General features: G+C 61.6%; 14 protein-coding genes, 2 tRNA genes and 2 pseudogenes. 12 read left to right on the top strand and 6 right to left on the bottom strand.

Going from position 1 to position 17,708, the window contains the following annotated elements; translation table 11 throughout:
- Positions 1 to 37 precede the first annotated feature (37 nt).
- The 3 genes from CDQ92_RS01160 to CDQ92_RS01150 all read left to right on the top strand — a co-directional run bounded on the left by CDQ92_RS01160 (position 38) and on the right by CDQ92_RS01150 (position 3,550).
- Positions 38 to 113, top strand: a tRNA-Phe gene (locus tag CDQ92_RS01160).
- Between the two features lie 64 nt (positions 114 to 177).
- A complete protein-coding gene (locus CDQ92_RS01155) occupies positions 178 to 723 on the top strand; it encodes a pseudouridine synthase (protein WP_088439325.1) in 546 nt (181 codons plus the stop codon).
- 208 nt (positions 724 to 931) lie between these two features.
- Complete coding sequence (locus CDQ92_RS01150) at positions 932 to 3,550, top strand: TonB-dependent receptor (protein ID WP_229667559.1); 2,619 nt, start codon at positions 932 to 934, stop codon at positions 3,548 to 3,550.
- 110 nt (positions 3,551 to 3,660) lie between these two features.
- Here the strand turns inward: CDQ92_RS01150 and CDQ92_RS01145 are convergent, their stop codons facing one another.
- On the bottom strand, positions 3,661 to 6,648 hold the full coding sequence (locus tag CDQ92_RS01145; RefSeq protein WP_088439321.1) for a TonB-dependent receptor: 2,988 nt from the start codon (positions 6,646 to 6,648) through the stop codon (positions 3,661 to 3,663).
- A gap of 436 nt (positions 6,649 to 7,084) precedes the next feature.
- On the opposite strand from CDQ92_RS01145, the gene folE reads away from it, so the two are divergent.
- Positions 7,085 to 7,687, top strand: a complete 603-nt coding sequence (gene folE, locus CDQ92_RS01140; RefSeq protein WP_088439319.1) for a GTP cyclohydrolase I FolE — start codon at positions 7,085 to 7,087, stop codon at positions 7,685 to 7,687.
- Positions 7,688 to 7,700: 13 nt separating this feature from the next.
- On the opposite strand, the gene CDQ92_RS01135 is transcribed toward folE, so the two are convergent.
- Both CDQ92_RS01135 and CDQ92_RS01130 read right to left on the bottom strand, forming a co-directional pair.
- On the bottom strand, positions 7,701 to 8,318 hold the full coding sequence (locus CDQ92_RS01135) for a glutathione S-transferase family protein (RefSeq protein WP_088439317.1): 618 nt from the start codon (positions 8,316 to 8,318) through the stop codon (positions 7,701 to 7,703).
- On the bottom strand, positions 8,315 to 9,247 hold the full coding sequence (locus CDQ92_RS01130; protein WP_088440499.1) for a DMT family transporter: 933 nt from the start codon (positions 9,245 to 9,247) through the stop codon (positions 8,315 to 8,317). The genes CDQ92_RS01135 and CDQ92_RS01130 overlap by 4 nt, the downstream gene beginning before the upstream one ends.
- A 95-nt stretch (positions 9,248 to 9,342) precedes the next feature.
- Here CDQ92_RS01130 and CDQ92_RS01125 point away from each other — a divergent pair.
- From CDQ92_RS01125 to CDQ92_RS01115, 4 genes and pseudogenes are all read left to right on the top strand, one after another.
- A tRNA-Trp gene (locus CDQ92_RS01125) sits at positions 9,343 to 9,418 on the top strand.
- 395 nt (positions 9,419 to 9,813) lie between these two features.
- Positions 9,814 to 10,053 (top strand): helix-turn-helix transcriptional regulator, encoded by a 240-nt coding sequence (locus tag CDQ92_RS21935; protein ID WP_088439315.1) that lies wholly within the window; start codon positions 9,814 to 9,816, stop codon positions 10,051 to 10,053.
- A gap of 1 nt (position 10,054) precedes the next feature.
- A pseudogene (locus CDQ92_RS21930) lies at positions 10,055 to 10,321 on the top strand (HipA N-terminal domain-containing protein); the annotation flags it as partial.
- A gap of 51 nt (positions 10,322 to 10,372) precedes the next feature.
- Positions 10,373 to 11,395 (top strand): HipA domain-containing protein, encoded by a 1,023-nt coding sequence (locus CDQ92_RS01115; RefSeq protein WP_229667561.1) that lies wholly within the window; start codon positions 10,373 to 10,375, stop codon positions 11,393 to 11,395.
- Positions 11,396 to 11,677: 282 nt separating this feature from the next.
- Here the strand turns inward: CDQ92_RS01115 and CDQ92_RS01110 are convergent, their stop codons facing one another.
- Both CDQ92_RS01110 and CDQ92_RS01105 read right to left on the bottom strand, forming a co-directional pair.
- On the bottom strand, positions 11,678 to 12,532 hold the full coding sequence (locus CDQ92_RS01110) for an HTD2 family dehydratase (protein WP_088439311.1): 855 nt from the start codon (positions 12,530 to 12,532) through the stop codon (positions 11,678 to 11,680).
- An 8-nt stretch (positions 12,533 to 12,540) separates the two neighbouring features.
- A complete protein-coding gene (locus CDQ92_RS01105; RefSeq protein ID WP_201792017.1) occupies positions 12,541 to 13,710 on the bottom strand; it encodes an acyl-CoA dehydrogenase family protein in 1,170 nt (389 codons plus the stop codon).
- Positions 13,711 to 13,843: 133 nt separating this feature from the next.
- On the opposite strand from CDQ92_RS01105, the gene CDQ92_RS01100 reads away from it, so the two are divergent.
- The 4 genes and pseudogenes from CDQ92_RS01100 to CDQ92_RS21505 form a co-directional block, all read left to right on the top strand.
- Positions 13,844 to 14,659, top strand: coding sequence for an autoinducer binding domain-containing protein (locus tag CDQ92_RS01100; RefSeq protein WP_088439309.1), 816 nt, complete (start codon positions 13,844 to 13,846; stop codon positions 14,657 to 14,659).
- Between the two features lie 56 nt (positions 14,660 to 14,715).
- A complete protein-coding gene (locus CDQ92_RS01095) occupies positions 14,716 to 15,624 on the top strand; it encodes an alpha/beta fold hydrolase (protein WP_088439307.1) in 909 nt (302 codons plus the stop codon).
- Positions 15,625 to 15,881: 257 nt separating this feature from the next.
- The gene (locus CDQ92_RS01090; RefSeq protein ID WP_088439305.1) at positions 15,882 to 16,388 is read left to right on the top strand and encodes a MarR family winged helix-turn-helix transcriptional regulator; all 507 of its coding nucleotides are present in this window, start codon (positions 15,882 to 15,884) and stop codon (positions 16,386 to 16,388) included.
- Positions 16,389 to 16,629: 241 nt separating this feature from the next.
- Positions 16,630 to 16,815 (top strand): annotated as a pseudogene (locus tag CDQ92_RS21505) (hydroxymethylglutaryl-CoA lyase); the annotation flags it as partial.
- A 229-nt stretch (positions 16,816 to 17,044) separates the two neighbouring features.
- Here CDQ92_RS21505 and CDQ92_RS01080 read toward each other — a convergent pair.
- Entirely contained in the window at positions 17,045 to 17,668 is a 624-nt protein-coding gene (locus CDQ92_RS01080; RefSeq protein ID WP_229667562.1) for a TetR/AcrR family transcriptional regulator, read from the bottom strand.
- Positions 17,669 to 17,708 lie beyond the last annotated feature (40 nt).

The following is a 17,708-nucleotide window of genomic DNA, read 5'->3' as shown; positions in this document are numbered from 1 at the left end:
CCGCTCGCCAGCGCGGGCTCAGTTCCGCAGCGGCCCGGCCCGGGTAGCTCAGTTGGTAGAGCATGCGATTGAAAATCGCAGTGTCGGCGGTTCGAACCCGTCCCCGGGCACCATTTCTCTGCTAAGCATCCGGTTGAGTGGCCGAGCCTTTGGTCCGGTATGGCGGGAAGGAAAGTCGTGGGTCGCATCATCCTGTTCAACAAACCCTTTGGCGTCCTGTCACAGTTCACCGATCGCGGCACGCCGGAGGCGCGTGCGACGCTGTCCGACTACATCAATGTGCCGCAGGTCTACCCCGCGGGACGGCTCGATCGAGACAGTGAGGGGTTGCTGATCCTGACTGACGACGGCGCGTTGCAGGCGCGCATTGCGTCGCCGCGGCACAAGACGCCCAAGACCTATCTGGTGCAGGTCGAGGGCGAGCCCGATGCGGAGAGCCTTGATCGGCTGCGGGCGGGGGTCGTGCTTAATGATGGTCCGACCCGGCCGGCAGAAGCGCGGCGTATCGCGCCGCCGCGCCTGTGGCCGCGCGATCCGCCGGTGCGCTTTCGCAAGAGCGTCGCCGACAGCTGGCTGGAGATCATCATCACCGAAGGCCGCAACCGTCAGGTACGGCGGATGACCGCGGCGGTCGGATATCCGACGCTGCGGCTCGTGCGATGGCGGATCGGTGCATGGGAGCTTGGCGACTTGGCGCCCGGCGCGTGGCGCGAGGTGGCGTAGCGCGTTCGCGCTGCTTTTCGGGATCGCGCGCGCAGTTTATGTTGCAGTGCAAACTGTTGCTTTTCGATCACAATCGCTGAAAATCGGCCTAGTGCAACATCGCCGCGTTGACGCGGCGCGCGGGCTTATTACAGCGGCCTGCTCCGGTGGGGCATCTCCCTCTTTGGCCGAAGGGCCGCGCTTGCACCGGTTTGGAGAGAGAGACATCATGACTTTGCGCAACCTTTTGCTAGGCGCCACGATGCTGTGCGCCAGCGCTACCCCCGTCTTCGCTTTTGCCCAGGACGCCGCTCCCGCCGACGAAACTGCAGTTGCGGTCGATGACACCGACTATGGCAACGACATCATCGTCACCGCGTCCAAGCGGTCGCAGACTTTGCAGGACACGCCGGTTGCCGTTTCTGTGACATCGGCGGCGCAGCTGGAGGAATCGCAGATCCGCGATCTCATCGATCTGCAGACCGCGGTCCCCAGCCTGCGCGTGTCGCAGCTGCAGTCGAGCGCCAACACCAACTTCATCATCCGCGGTTTCGGCAACGGCGCCAACAACGCCGGTATCGAACCGTCGGTCGGCGTATTCATCGACGGCGTCTATCGTTCGCGGTCGGCCGCCCAGATCGGCGACCTGCCCAATGTCGAGCGGATCGAAGTGCTGCGCGGCCCGCAGTCGACCCTGTTCGGCAAAAACGCATCGGCAGGCGTCATCAGCATTGTCACGCAAAAGCCGCAATATGATTTCGGCGGTTCGGCCGAAGTCACTTACGGCAATTTCAACGCAATCACCGTCAAGGGCAACGTCACCGGCCCGATCAGCGAGACGGTCGCCTTCTCGATCGGCGGCAACTACAATCGCCGCGATGGCTATGCCCAGGATCTGAAGCTCGACACCGACGTCAACGACCGCAACCGGTGGGGCGTGCGCGGTCAGCTCTTGTTCGAACCGACCGACGCGCTGTCGATCCGCCTGATCGGCGATTATGACAAGATCGACGAAAATTGCTGCATTGCGGGCAATGTCATCGCTGGTCCGACCGTGGCGATCACCAATGCGCTGGCGGGCGGCCCCAGCGTCGATGCCAACAATCCCTTCTCGTACGATGTGTACAATAATTTCCTGTCGTCGAACGAAATCGAAAATTACGGCGGTTCGGCGCAGATCGACTATGATCTGGGCAACCTCGCGCTGACCTCGATCACCGCCTACCGCAAGGTCAAGGCGCTGACGAACCAGGATTCCGACTTCACCGGTGCCGACCTGATCGGCGAGAACAGCCAGGATCTGGGGATCGATACCTTCACCCAGGAACTGCGCGTCACGTCGGATTTTGATGGCCCGATCAACTTCCTGCTCGGCGGTTATTATTTCAACGAAAAGATCGACCAGGAAAACGATATTCGTTTCGGTACGCAGTTCCGCCCCTATGGCGACCAGCTGATCCGCGCGGCGAGCGGCAATGCGCTCAACGTCGCACTGCTCGAAGGCACATTCGGGGCGCTTGAAGGCGCGCCGACTCGTTATCTGGGCACCTTCTTCCGCGCCGGTGACGGCCTCGACGAAGCTTATCGCCTGAAGGACGAAGCCTTCTCGATCTTTGGCACCGTCGACTTCGAGGTGACCGACCGCCTGACGCTGTCGCTGGGCGGCAACTATACCAAGGATCGCAAAAATTTCTCGACCAATGTGATCAGCAGCGATGTCTTTTCGGGCGTCAACCTTGATGCGCCGCAATATGCGCCGTTCCGCAACCAGCTGCTGCTCGGCGGTGCCTTGCAGCAGGCAGGGGTCAACCCGAACGATCCGGCTGCCGTTGGCGCCTTTGCGACTAACCCCGCCACCGCGCCGATTTTCCAGCAGTTCCTGGCTTTCGCCGCTGCCAACCAGAACAACCCGGCGGCGAACCCGCTGGGCGGGCTGCGCGCGTTCCAGTTCCTGCCGCCCTTCCTCAATCTCCCCAATTCGGTTGAGGACGGCAAAACCAGCGACAGCGATTTCTCGTACAGCGTCCGCGCGGCTTATGAAGTGACCGACACGGTCAACGTCTACGCGACCTATGCGACGGGCTTTAAGGCAAGCTCGGTCAACCTGTCACGCGACAGCCGTCCGTTGGCGTCGGACCTTGCCGCGATCACCGCCGCGGGGCTTCGCACGCCGAACCTTGCAACGGGCTCGCGCTTTGCGGCACCCGAAGAATCGACCGTTTATGAATTCGGTTTGAAGGGCCAGTGGGACGTCGCGGCCGTGAATGTCGCGGTGTTCAAACAGTCGATCAAGGGCTTCCAGTCGAACGTCTTTACCGGCACCGGCTTTGCGCTGGCCAATGCGGGCAAGCAGTCGACCTTTGGTATCGAGTTCGACGGTTCGGTGCGGCCGGTCGAGGGTCTCAACCTGACCCTGGCGGCAACATACCTCGACGCCAAATATGACAGCTTCGTCAACTCGGCATTCGGTGACATTTCGGGCACCACGCCCGCGGGTATCCCCGCTCTGTCGATGTCGATGGGCGCCACCTACACGCATGAATTTGCCGGTGGGACCAAGGCGATCGCGCACGTCGATTACGCCTATGAAAGCCCGGTCCAGATCGTCGAAGGTCTGAGCGGCTTCCCGGCCGGCGTCGCCGAAAGTCTGCAACGCGAAGTGAACTCGCTCAACGCATCGTTCACGATCCGCCTGACCAATGGTCTCGACGTTGGCGTGTGGGGTCGCAACCTGACCAACGCGCAGTACCTCACGACGATCTTCCCGGCGGTGGCTCAGGCCGGCAGTGTGTCGGGCTATCCCAGCCAGCCGCGCACCTATGGCGGCACCGTTCGCTTCAAATTCTGATTGGGTGAGGGGCGGGGCGAGGCCCCGACCCGTGCTACATCGGGCAAAATGAAACCCCGGCCTCTCGATGGAGAGACCGGGGCTTTTTGTTGGCGTTGCCGCCGTTGGCTTTAGAACTTCACGCCCGCCGCGATGCCATAGCGGCGCGGTTCGAGGGTGAAGATGTTGGTGTAATTCCCCGACGACTGGTCGGTGATGTACAGGCCGGTGACGCTATTGGCGTCGAAGACATTCTGAATGAAGCCTTTGACATACCATTTGTCGTCGGGGCCGTTCAGCTGCAGCTGGGCATTGACCTGGGCATAGCCTTTGATCCGGTTAACGTTGCCGTTGAAGATGCTGCCATAGCTTTCGCCGGTGTAGGCCAGGTCGACGCGCGGTACGAGCGTCATGTCGCCGTTGCCAAGCCGCGCGGTATACTGAACGCCGGCGCTGAACTTGTAGTTCGGCGCCTGCGGCAGCTGGTTACCCTTGATATTGACGGGGACGCCGGCGGAGAAATATTCGATCCCGCCGAAATTCGCCGGATTGAGGCCCGCTGCGGCAAAGGCACCGGCGGCAGCCGCTTCCATGACCCCGCAGATGCTGAACGCACCCGTCGATGCGATGCCGCCGTCGGCGGGGAACGCGGTCGTGGGTTGCAAGCCGGCACCCCCCTGGACACCAGGGACGAACCCGCCGTTGATAACCTGCTGGACACCATTCACAAAGGCATTCACCCCAGCGGCGTTGCCCGAAGTCGATGCGACCGCGCAGTTTGCGGCGTTGGTAATGTCTTTGATGATCACTGCGTCCGAGCGGCCGCCACCAAAGTCACGCGGGTTGCTGGTGAACTTGTCTTCGGAAACCTTGCTGTGCAGGTAGCTGAAGCCCAGGTTGACCACGACGTCGGGATCGGGCCGCACGATCGCTTCGGCTTCGAAGCCATAGATGTTGGCGCTGACATTGTCGTTCACCGCCGTGCGCGCGACGATCTTGCTCAGCTGCAGATCCTTATACTTGTAGTAGAAGGCCGTCAGGTTGAGCTGGAGCGCGCCATTGCCAAAGCTGTTCTTTGACCCGATTTCGAACGCATCGACCTGCTCGGGCCGGAACGATTCGGGGACCGCAAAAATCGGCTGCAGCGGCGGGTTGATGCCGCCCGATTTATATCCACGCGAGTAGGACGCATAGATCAGATTGTCGTCGGTGATCTTGAAGTCGAGCACCGCGCGCCCGGTCAGCTTGTTGAACTTAACCTGACGTGCCTGGATGATCTGGTTGCCCGGTGTGCCAGGGTCGGCGTCGAACGACCCGACGAACGGCGAACCGAACACGGTGTCGGTGGTGCCGCCATGCGGCGCCAGGAAGCTCGCCAGCGTGGAGCGTGCCGTCACCGCCTTTTTGTCGTTGTTGTAACGCAGGCCGGCCGTCAGTTTCAGCCGGTCGCTGAACTCGAAATAGGCTTCACCGAACAGACCGTAGGACGTGATCTTCAGGTCGTCGGTATTGTTGCGAAAGAATGGCGTCGCCAGGAATGACGACGGCAGTGGGCCACCGGCAGCCGGCGGATTGGTCGCTGCAGTAAATGCACCCAACACCCCGGTCAGATAGTCGATCGGGAAGGCGTTCACATAATAGCTGTTCTCGGTCAGATGGTAATCTGCATAGATGCCGCCAACCAGGAAGTTGAACGGCCCGTCGAGGTCGCTCGACAAAATGCCTTCGACCGACCAACTGCTGTTATATTGGTTCGACCGGTCAAACTGCAGTGACTGGTCGCTACAGATCTTGTTGCCGCCATAGGCGCCGTAGCCGGTTTCTTCCGCGAGCGAGGTGCAAAGCTGGCCGGTCGGGCCGTTGGGAATGATCGCGGCGGCGACCGGCGCGAAATAAGGGGTGAACCCTGCGCCAAGTGCGCCACCGGCGGCGGCTTGCAAGGTAGCCAGGCCGCCTGCGTAAAGCGCGCGGTTACCGACATTGCTGTTATAGTCCTGCGATGCGTCCAGCTTGACCTTTTGATACTGGCCCGACACCTGCAACGACACGGGGCCGAAATTATGTTCGATCTGGCCCTGAATCGTCAGCTCGCTGGTAAAATAGCTGGGCGTATAGGCGGTGTTCACCACCCGCGGATCCTCAGGCACGGTCGTGTTGGCGTAAACGTCGGGGCCATAGAGGCTGCCGAGCGCGAATGCTTGCGGAATGCCGCGGATCGCAAGGAATTCGCGGGAGGTGAGTGCTGCGGTGAAGGTCGCGTTGCCGTTGAACGGCGAATTGTCGAGGCGAGTGTTCAGACAGCCGAGGATGCCGGTCGGATCGCGCTGGCAAAGCTGCTTCTGAATGCGGGTGCGCTGATCCTTTTCGCGAAAATAGGAGGCGAGAATGTCGATCGTCGTGTCGTCGCTCGGTTCCCAGCGCAGCGAGCCGCGGACCGAATAGAGATCGCGGTCGTCGATGCGGGTGTCGAGGAAGGTGTTTTTGGTATAACCGTCGCGGTTCAGGTAAATTCCTGCGACGCGGAAGGCCATGGTGTCGCCGAGCGGGATGTTGACCATCGCCTTGCCCTTGATGGAATTATAGTTTCCATATTCGGCTTCGGCGGCGGCTTCGAACGTACCAAGCTTGGGCTTGGCGGTGATGACGTTGACCACGCCTGAGGTCGCGTTGCGGCCGAACAGGGTGCCCTGCGGTCCGCGCAGCACTTCGATGCGCTCAAGGTCGTAGAATTCGGTTTCGAACAGACGGGTTGAGAACAACGGATCGCCGTTCAGGTGGATGGCGGTCGCACTGTCGCACGTCGTGCCGACGCACAGGTCGCCAATGCCGCGAATGGTAAAACTGGCGCCGGTGAAATTGGTCTTGGTGAAGGTCACGTTCGGCAGCGTCAGCTGCAGATCCGACGGGGTCTTGATCTGCTGCGCTTCGAGCGCTTCGGTCGAAAAGGCGCTGACCGCGATCGGAACGTCCTGCAGACGTTCCGACTGGCGCTGCGCCGTAACGACGATTTCGCCACCGAAAGCGTCGCGTTCCACTTCTTCCGCCGGATCCTGTGCCCATGCGGGTGTCGCCACCGCCATCGCCAGAATCGACGTTCCGATCAGTGCCTTGAACTTCATTTATAGCCTCCCTTTTTCGATCCCGCATGTGCGGGGCCGCCCAAACTCAAGTTGTGGTAAGGGGAGGGGATAAGACCAGACATGGCAAAGGCTGTCCGACCAACGCGGACCGATGCCTATAGGTATCCCTTTTGCCAGCTGTGCTGGTCATCGTCCTCTCCCACCGGCATCGGGGAAAAACGCCGGCCTCTCCGGATCACGACCCGCTTAGGCGGGTTCTGTAATGCAACCCAAAGGTGCGCTTAGTTGACGCGAGCGTCAAGCCACTTGTTCGATCCGGAAAGCGACATGAAATGGGGCACTTGCAAAAATGCAAAATGCTAAGTTTCCGCAACGTAAACTTGCGCGCAAAGCAATATTGTTGTCGTCCGACCCTTGTTTATCTAGGCATGGACACCGAAATGTGCGGCAAGAATGCAACAGTGAAAGTGGGGCGATGAGCGACAGCAAGGTGGAACTGGGAGTCGACGGCAAGGTGGTCGTGCCCGACCATGTCGCGGACGCCGTGCGGACGCTGATCGAGTGGGCGGGCGACGACCCCGAGCGCGAAGGATTACTCGATACGCCGAAGCGGGTGGCGCGGGCGTGGAAGGAATATTGCAGCGGCTATGCCGACGATCCGGCGATCCATCTGGCGCGTACCTTTGAAGAGGTGGGCGGCTATGACGAGCTGGTGCTGCTGAAAGATATTCCGTTCCAGTCGCACTGCGAACATCACATGGCGCCGATCACCGGCAAGGCATCAATTGCCTACATGCCGCGCGACCGCGTCGTCGGCATTTCCAAGTTGGCGCGCGTGCTCAACGGCTATGCGCGGCGGTTGCAGGTGCAGGAGCGGCTGACCGCGGAGGTTGCGCGCTGTATCTGGGACAATCTGCATCCGCATGGCGTTGCCGTGGTAATCGACGCGCAGCATGGTTGCATGACCGGGCGTGGGGTGCGGACGCCCGGCGTCGGAATGGTCACGAGCCGCCTGCTCGGCTGCTTCCTCGATGACCAGCGCAGCCGCAAGGAAGTGCTGAGTCTGATGGGATACTGACGAAGTACCGTCGTCAGGCGGCCTGGCGCCGCCGCGCGCTTTGAAAGCCCTTGCGCTCCGTGCATCGCGCCAGCCAGGCGGTTGTTGCTTCGCCCAGCACATCGTCGGCACCCAATGATGTCGCCAGAAAGGCGGCATAGCCGATGACGATGTCGGCGATGGTGAACCGATCCGCGACCAGCCATTCGCGTCCATCGGCCAGCGCCGCTTCGATACTTTTAGCGCGGCCGCCGAAGAATGCCTTATAGTCGGCGACGGCTTGCGCCAGCCGTCGCTCCTCTGGCTCAACGCGCGTGTAGCGGATCATGATCGCGAGGGGGAAGGTCAGCGTCGCGTCGCTGCGGTGTAGCCAGTTGCGATAGTCCCAGTAATCGTCTTCGTCGCGCCGCACTTCGAGCGGTGTTCCTTCGGCGATGCGTTCGCAAATTGCAGCCGATTCGGTCATAAGTCGCCCGTCCTTGACCCAGCCGGGGATCGTCATCAGCGGGTTCACCGCGCGATAATCGGGCTCGAACGCGCGCGGCGGGAATTTGAGCATCCGCAGGTCGACCTCGATCTCCGCCTCTTCGACGGCCCACAGGCAGCGCAGCGAGCGGGCGTCGGGGCAGTGGTAGAGAATGGGACGCGTCATGCGGCTACCTCCTTGGGCCGGTTGATGTGGCGGCGATGCTCGCGCCAGGCAATGAACAGGCCGGACGCGACGATCAACGGCGCCCCGACCCAGGTCGTGTCAGCGGGCAGGGTGCCAAAGAACCACCAGCCCGCGACGATCGCCCACAGCAGGCTGGTGTAGTCCATTGGAATCACGACCGATACCGGGGCAAGGCGCAGCGCGCCGGTCAGCGACATCTGGACGACCGCGCCGAGGACACCGAGCGCGATCAGGAGCAGCCATTCGGTGCCGTCATGCGGGGTGATGACAAAGGGCAGGGCGAGCCCTAGCGGTACCATTGACAGCAGGCTGAACCAGAAGACGATCGTTGCGGCGTTTTCGGTGCGGCCAAGGTCGCGGACCGCAATCGTGATCAGCGCGGTCATGATGGCGCCCGCCAGCGCAACCAGCGTACCGATGCCATGATCGCCGACAAAGCCCCCCGACAAACTTGCCCACGGCGCCAGCACGACCAGCACGCCGACAAAGCCGATGATCACCGCGCTCCACCGCTGCCAGCCCGTTGCCTCGCCGAGCAACAGCGCCGCAAAGATCACCGCAAAGATTGGCACCGACAGGCTGATCGTCGTCGCCTCGGCCATCGGCAACAGGATCATCGCGCCGAAATTGCACGCCATGCCGGCCAGTCCCATCAGCATCCGCCGCGCGTGGGCGCCAATACGGTTTGTCCGGAGCGAGGCAAAGCCGCCGGTCGTCTGTACCCACATGAGCAGGAAGGGCAGGACGAGCGCCTGACGCCAGAACAGGCTTTCGAGAATATGAATGCCGGCGCGGTCGACATATTTCACCACCACGAACATCAGCGACAGGCTGGCCATCGCCAGCAGCCGGAGCGCAATTCCGCGGAGGTAATTTTGCGGGGCTGCGGTCGAGGCGGCGGCGGGCATCATGCAAAGTTGCGCATAACAGTCCGCTCCCAAGGCGCAAGCCGTGATCCCCCTTGCTCCCCCTCAACAATCGGGCTAGGGGCGCACTCCGGCCTAGGGGTATAGCTCAGTTGGTAGAGCATCGGTCTCCAAAACCGAGGGTCGTAGGTTCGAGTCCTACTGCCCCTGCCAGGCCGGCCCGGTACATACCGGAGACATGGGTACCAGAACGTCCCATGACGTCCCACAGCGTCCCACTCGTTACAGTCGTGTCCCATCTGATGGTGTAGGTTCGCCGGCGTAGCCTTAGCGATCTCCGGCCAAGCCGGGTTGATCATGCTGCCATAGCGGGCAACGTGATGATGATAGCCAAGTGAGGCTCATATCCCCCACGATCGCCGCGCGATCATCACTTGTTGGAAACTAAACACGTAATTTTAGCGAAAGTCAGGGCGCTTATACCTCGCAGGGTATAAATTCTGCTTATACCCTGTGGGGTATATATAGAAATTATACCTTGCAGGGTATATTGCATGTTTACACCCTTTAGGGTATAGGCGCAGTCAAGGAGCGCTGCCGTGAACCAAATGATCCGAACCGCATCACAACTGGGCGCCTTCATCCAAGACACTCGCTCCCGACAGAATCTGTCGCAGCAGCAGCTCGCCGAGATGATCGGAAAACATCAGAAAACCATATCGAGCATCGAGCAGGGAAACCCTGGAACAAAGCTCGATACGATCCTCCTCGTCCTCGCCGCTCTGAACCAGAAGATCGAAGTCGGCCCTCGCTCGAAAAGCGGCGCCGATATCAGCAACATTTTCTGACATGCCGCGGAAGAAAACCCACGTTCCACTCAGCGTGCTCATCAATGGGCGCTTGACTGGGCGATTGGAGAAGGAGCCGAGTGGCGCGATCAGCTTTCAATATGACGAGAGCTGGCTCGCCTGGGAGCACCGTTTCGCAATATCCATGTCGTTGCCGCTCCGCGGAACAGTCTATCGCGGCGCGCCCGTCGTCGCGGTGTTCGACAATCTACTTCCCGACAATCCCAACATCCGGAAGCGCGTTGCCGAGCGCACCGGCGCCGATGGCAGCGACGCGTACAGCCTGCTCGCGCAGATCGGCCGCGATTGTGTCGGCGCAATGCAATTTCTGCCTCAGGCCGAGGAGGGCAGCTTTGACAGGTCCATCAATGGCGAATTAATTAACGATAGGGCGATCGAACAGTTGCTCGCCAATCTTGGCGGGGCACCGCTCGGTATCGATCCCGAACATGAGTTCCGGATTTCCGTCGCGGGCGCGCAGGAGAAAACGGCGCTCCTGCGATATAAAGAACGATGGCTGACGCCAACAGGCGTCACCCCAACGACGCATATTCTCAAACCCCAGATCGGCAAGATCCCCACCTCCAGCGGCGTCATCGATATGGCCGCGAGCGTGGACAATGAGCATTACTGTCTCACCCTGCTCGAAAGCTTTGGCCTGACCGTCGCACAGACGCGGATCGAAACCTTCGGATCACGCCGAGTGCTCGTCGTCGAGCGCTTCGATCGCCAATGGCGCGGTGACAAGGAGTTGCTGCGCATCCCGCAGGAGGATTGCTGTCAGGCGCTCGGAATACCCCCAACGCGGAAGTATCAATCGACGGTGATTGGCCATGAGAATGGCCCGAGTGCGGTCGATATTCTGAAACTCCTCAACGGCAGCGACGAGCCCGCCAAGGATCGGCACGACTTCCTCAAAAGCCAGATAATCTTCTGGCTCATCGGCGCCACTGACGGACATGGCAAGAATTTCAGCATCTATCTACGACCGGGCGGCGGTTTTGCCCTCACACCCTTCTACGATGTCCTCTCCGCGCAGACGGCGTTCGATAAAAAGCAGATACCGAACAACCGCTACAAACTGGCCATGTCGGTGGGGACGAGCCGCAAGTACAAGATTCTCGAAATCTGGGGGCGGCATTTCGTCGAAACCGGTCGCGCGGCCGGAATGGGAAAATCGCAAATTCGGGCGGCTGTAGAGGAAGTGATCGCTGCCGCGCCGGATGCAACAGGCCGGGCGCTTTCGCGGATGCCAAGCGATTTTACTCGCGATATTCACGATAGTATCGAGCGTGCGATCATTGATCGTCTTCCGCGCCTCGACCAAGCGCTGGAGGCCTGACGAGGGGCTACTGGTGTCCCTTAGGCAATGCCAGAACCGTGCGTTCGCGATTCAGAATGTCGATCCGCTGCCCGACTATTAACCCAATAGGTAGCGACCGGTGCATTTCGGTCATCGAAAATAGCGGAATCGTCCCAACGGGTCCCACTTACGCCCACATATATCGTGGTCAAATTGCTGGTAGATTGCGTTTTTGCGATTTTGACGCGTTATTTTTCAATTACGTAGGTCTGGCAATCGGGTCGTACTGCCGTTACCAACACGCAGTTCTTTGCCGCCACCTCAATCCGTTCGGTATCTGAGCTCAGCCCGCATCGCCGTTCGCCCAGAGGGGGCTTTCGCCCAAAGGCGAAGCTTGCGGTCGCTGTGCGCCAGGCAGAGCTCGAACGCGGAAGTGTCGAACAGCGGCGCCTCGGCGCGGAAGCTGAAATGCTGTGGGGTAAGGCCCGATATTTCCCGCCGCGCATGATCGACGAGCAGCGTGGCAATCAGCGGGCCGTGCACGACCAGTCCGTCATATCCTTCGACGTGACGCGCATAATCACGATCGTAGTGGATGCGATGCGCGTTGAAGGTCAGCGCTGAATAACGGAACAACAGTACCGGGTCGGGGACGATGTCGCGGATCGCTTCGGCAGGTTCCTGGTCGCCTTCGGCGGTCACGATCGTCGGCGCGGTCGAAGCCGGCGCAAGGGTCGCGGCACTGCGATAGACGATATCCTGTTCCTCGCGGATCGCCGGGACGCCGTCGGCGGCAATGTCGTGCTGCAAAGTCACGAACAGCAGATCGCCACTGGCGCCGCGCTTGGCGCGGATCGCCGCGATCGTCGTAACGCGGGTGAGCGCGGCACCGACCGCGACAGGGGCGAGGAACTCGACGCGCCCGCCCGCCCACATCCGGCGGGGCAGGGGGACGGGGGGAAGCAAGCCGCCCTCGTCGCGGCGCGGGTGGCCGTCCGCGCCGATCGCCGACTGGCGCGCGTCGGGCAGAAAATAGAGCCAATGGCCGAGCGGCGTGACGGTCGCGGGGGGCGTCGCGTCATGATCGAGCAGCGCGGCGAGACCGACGAGCGGCGCTGCGGTCGCAAAATCGTGCCGCGTCTCACTCCGTCCGACCCAGTCCGAATAATTCTTCATCGCGAGCCTCAGAAACTTTTGGGCAGGCCAAGCGCGTGGGTCGCGACATGGCTCAGGATCAAATTGGTGCTGATCGGCGCGACTTGATACAGGCGCGTTTCGCGGAACTTGCGTTCGATGTCATATTCCTCGGCAAAGCCGAAGCCGCCGTGCGTCTGCACGCACATGTCGGCGGCGTACCAGCTCGCCTCCGATGCCAGCATCTTGGCCATGTTCGCCTCGGTTCCGCCGTCCTGCCCGGCGTCGAACAGCCGCGCCGCCTTGTCGACCATCTCGGCCGCCGCGGCGAGCTGGACATAGGCGCGCGCAATCGGGAACTGGACGCCCTGATTTTCGCCGATCGCTCGGCCGAATACTTCGCGCTCCTTGGCATAGGCGGTGGCGCGGTCGATGAAGAAACGCCCGTCGCCGATGCATTCGGACGCGATCAGGATGCGCTCGGCGTTCATGCCGGACAGGATGTAGCGAAAGCCCTTGCCCTCCTCGCCGATCAGATTGGCGGCGGGGACTTTGAGGTCGTCGAAGAACAGCTCGGTCGTCGCATGGTTGAGCATGGTGCGGACGGGGCGGATCGTCAGCCCGTTGCCGACCGCGTCGCGCATGTCGACCAGCAGTACGCTCATTCCGTCGGATGCTTTGGCGCAGTCTTCGCGCGGGGTGGTGCGGCACAGCAGGATCATCAGGTCCGAATGTTCGGCGCGGCTGATCCAGATCTTCTGCCCATTGACGATATAATCGTCACCAACGCGCTTGGCGAAGGTGCGGATGCGGGTGGTGTCGGTCCCCGCGGTGGGTTCGGTCACCCCGAACGCCTGCAACCGCAAATCACCGCTTGCAATCGCGGGCAGGTACGCCGCCTTCTGCGCCGTCGAGCCGTGCTTCAGGAGCGTCCCCATCGTGTACATCTGCGCGTGGCACGCGCCGCCGTTGCAGCCCGCGCGGTGGATTTCTTCGAGCACCGCAGTCGCCGCACCCAGGCCCAAACCCGACCCGCCAAACTCCTCGGGGATCAGCACCGACAGGAACCCCGCTTCGGTCAGGGTGCGGACAAATTCGGTGGGATAGATGCGGTCGCGGTCCAGCCTTTGCCAATATTCGCCCGGAAAACCGGCGCACAGGCGTTGCACCGCCTCGCGAATCTCGGGATAGCTTTGCGGCTGGACATCGGACATCGGCATTCGCTCTCCCTGATCGTCCGAGAAGCCTTAGGACGACGGCACGCGGCACGCCAAGATGAATCGATAGCGACGGCCCTCTTTAAACGCGCTGTATAATCGGGCTATGACACCTTGGCTGATTCAGGAGTCTCTCATGTCCGAAGTCCAGTCGTTTGTATCCGATCATCGCGGCGCCTTCGGTCGAAATCTGGTGGCGCATCGCAAGCGCGACGGCCGTTCGCAGCTGTCGCTGGCGCTCGATGCCGGGGTCTCCTGCCGTCATCTGGGGTTTCTGGAAACCGGTCGCGCTAAGCCGAGCGCCGACATGGTCGCGCGACTGGCGGACGCGCTCCGCCTCTCGGGCACGGAACAGGACCGGTTGTTGTTGGCAGCGGGACTGGCGCCGCGCTTTGCCGATCGGATTTGCATCGACGGTCTGACATGCGACGCCGGTACGCTGGCGACGCGCGCCTTCGCCGCCGCCGTCGCGCTGGCCAGGTCGACGTCGGTCGCGCGTTCGACGGCGATCGCTGCCGATTTTTTCGGCGAGATCGGGATCGACAATTTCATCACTGGCACATTGCGCCGGGCGCCTGAGGGATGGGACATCAAGCGCAATGCTGGCGGCCGACCGGCCGTCGCATGGTTGGCGCATAATCACGCCAACCGGTACCGCAACACCGACTATCTGGTCCGCGCGACGGCGGCGCGCGATCGCGGATTTTTCTGGAGCGATATTCCGCCGACGGCGATGAGCAACGTCCAGCAACGCATTCTGTCCGAAGGCCGCGATTTCAGGATCCTCGACGGCTTTGTGCTGCCCATCCCGGTCGGCGACGGTTCGGTTCGCGCTTTTTCCTCTTGGGGCGAGCGGGTCGAAGCCAATGTCGCGACGCGCACCGCGGCATCGCTGGTGGCGCGGGCGGTGGTGGAGAATCTGCACGATCTGGGCCGACTACCTGCGGGGTAGTCGCGGAGCGCGCGAACGGATGACATGGTGGAGCTTGACCCTTGGGGGCGCCACCGATGAAACGACGTGATGTTTTTTCCACAGTGCTGGCGGGCGGCGCCGCGCTGGCGCTGGCCGGAACACCGGCGCGCGCCGCCCCGCGCGCGGCGGCGAACCCCGCATGGGTCACCGCGGCCGACGGGACGCGCCTGTACGTCCGCATTTGGGGCGCGGGCGCGCCGATCCTGTTCCTGTCGGGTTGGGCGCTGTCATCGGAAATGTGGGCTTATCAAATGGCTGCGCTGTCGGAGCGCGGGTTGCGCTGCATCGCCTACGACCGCCGCGGTCACGGCCGGTCCGACGATCCCGGCGCGGGATATGATTATGCGACACTGGCGGGCGATCTCGATGCCATCCTCACCGCGCTGGATGTCAAAGGCGCCACGGTGGTGGCACATTCGATGAGTGGCGGCGAGATTTTGAGCTATCTGGCAAAACAACCCGCGGCGAAACGGGTGGCGCGCATCCTGTTCCTAGCGACGACTTTGCCCTGTCTGACTGCGAAACCCGATAATCCGGCGGGCGTACCGGCGGGGGCGTTTGACCAGATGCGGCGGCAATTCTACACCGATTTCCCGCAGTGGATCGATGCCAACAGCGATGCTTTCGTTGTTCCCGAGACTAGCCCACTGATGCGCGGCTGGATCAAGAATATCATGCTTCGGACGTCACTGCGCGCGATCATCGACCTCAACCGAGCGATGACTGCAGCCGATTTCCGTGACATTCTGAGCGCGGTCACACTGCCGACCCTTTTCATTCACGGTGACAAAGACGCTTCTGCTCCGCTGGCGCTTACGGCGCAGCCGGCGTCGCAGCTGCCGAAACGATCGAGCCTAAACGTGTATGAAGGCGCCCCACACGGTCTGTTCGCTACACATATCGGACGACTCAATGCGGATATCGAGGCTTTCGCAAGGGGATAGGCTGGATCGGCGCCGCCGGGTCTGCAGGCTAGTCGACAGCACCAATGTCGCCGCGACCAGCGCGAGTACCAGCATCGGCGATTCTCGACATTGTGCAGATCGAGGCGAGCAAAGGCCGATACTCGTCGAGCCGCACGGCGGTCCCAGTGCGGCCTGGATCGCTTCGGTTTCGGCGCGCCTGCATTCGGAGGCGGAACGCCGAACATATTGCCGGAAGAACCATAGGGTTCTAAGGTTCATGTAAAGGAGAAAGGTCATTGGCGAAACAGCAAGGCAGTTTCAGGCATCCGGCGGAATATTATACCAATCCGGAAAACAGCATCGGCTATCTTGCCCGGATCGTGTTCCGGTCCTTTTCGCGGCTACTCGAGCGCGGGACACTGACGCATGATGTGTCGGCTGGCCAGTGGCGCTTCCTCCGCCAGTTGTGGCGCGAGGACGGGATTACCCAGCGGGAGCTCAGCGAACGTGTCGGCATGCGCGAACCGACGACCGTGGTGGCGTTGAAAGGGCTGGAGAAAGCCGGTTTCATTACACGCAAAAAGACTGACGATGACCGGCGCAAGACCTTCATCTACCTGACCCCGTACGCCAAGAAGCTGGAACTGACCCTCGCGCCCATGAATGCCGAGGCCCACGAGGTTGCGACGCGCGGAATGAGCGATGAAGAGGTCGAAGCGCTGCAAAAACTGTTGCGCCGCGTCATCGACAATCTGGCCGATGAGACGGCCAAACTTTCGACGCTATCCGACATCAAGGCATAGGCTGGCTATTGCGCGCCTGCGCCAAAATAGATTAGCATTCTAATTAATTTGACGGGAGGGAAGATTGACCAGGATTGCAGTCGTCGTCGGCAGCACGCGCGACGGATCGTTTAACCTGTCGCTGTCTGCTTCGATCGCACGTTCGATGTTATCGCGCCAGTCCGCCTAAGTCGTTGCGATCAAAGCGTCAAAGCGCTCGCGGCCCAGCCGCTCGGCGAGTGGATCGGGCACTTAGTGCGCGCTGGGCATCGCGTCGCTTGCGCGCCGGGTACGCGAGGCTAGTGCCGGACTGCCAGTCCGTGTTCATTTCCACAACACGGACGGCACCGGTCTTACCAATGTCTGGGCGGCGGTAGGAGAGGGGGCGTCCACCGTCGTTTCCTGGCTCGGCGGGGTCGACGGCTGTCCCTTCGCGCCGGGCGCCGCGGGCAATGTGCCGACCGAGAATGTCGTCTATATGCTTGAACGCAGCGGGTTACGACCGGGTTCGACTTGCAAAAAACGGTCAAGGCCGCTGCATGGCTGGCGGACAAGATGGACCGGACGCTGCCCGCCATGGTCAGCAAGGCGCCCGCCTTTCCTTCATAATTGTCCTCGTCAGCAGCTGTCGGGCACAGCGCCTGGCGTTCAGGACTGATCGCTCGATGCGGCCACGTTCATGTTCGATAGGCCTTCAGAAAGGTTTCGACCGCGGCCTCTACCCTTTGCCGCGTTGCACTGGCGGCGGGCGGCGAACCAAAGCGCAGTTCGACATCGCCGAAACCTTTGCACATCGACGCAAATTGTTCAGCGGCAAGGCCGGGATTGTCGATGGCAAGCGCGCCGCGGTCGGCAACCGCGGTCAGAAAGGCGGTCAGCGCCGCCTTCATCCGCCGCGGCCCTGCATCCAGAAAGGCGCGGCCGATTTCGGGATTGCGTTCGGTTTCGGCGGCGATGCGGCGTTCGAAATGGACCATCTCGGGCCGCGATAAAAAGGCGACCATGGCAAGGCCGATGTGCAGCAAATGGTCGCGCAGTTCCGCGCCACTTTGCCCTTCGATAAAAAAATGACCGCGCATCCGTTCGCATTCGCGCTCGATCGCTGCTGCGAACAGGCTCTGCTTGTCTGAAAAATGATTATAGATGGTCACCTTCGACACGCCTGCAGCCGCGGCAATCTGTTCGATCGCTGCCGCACCATAGCCATGCTCGAAAAATGCCTTGGTCGCCGCCGCCAGAATCGCCTCGCGTTTCGCAAGGTCGGTCGGCCTGCCGGGATTCCTTTTACGCGCGATTGACAATCTGTACGCTTCCGTTCATTTAAACACTACCGTTCAATAA

Origin of the sequence: Sphingopyxis bauzanensis, from assembly GCF_002205675.1 — a bacterium.
Taxonomy (GTDB): Bacteria; Pseudomonadota; Alphaproteobacteria; order Sphingomonadales; family Sphingomonadaceae; genus Sphingopyxis; species Sphingopyxis bauzanensis.
The sequence above is the reverse complement of the archived record's forward strand: the minus strand, read 5'-3'. Positions and strand labels throughout refer to the sequence as shown.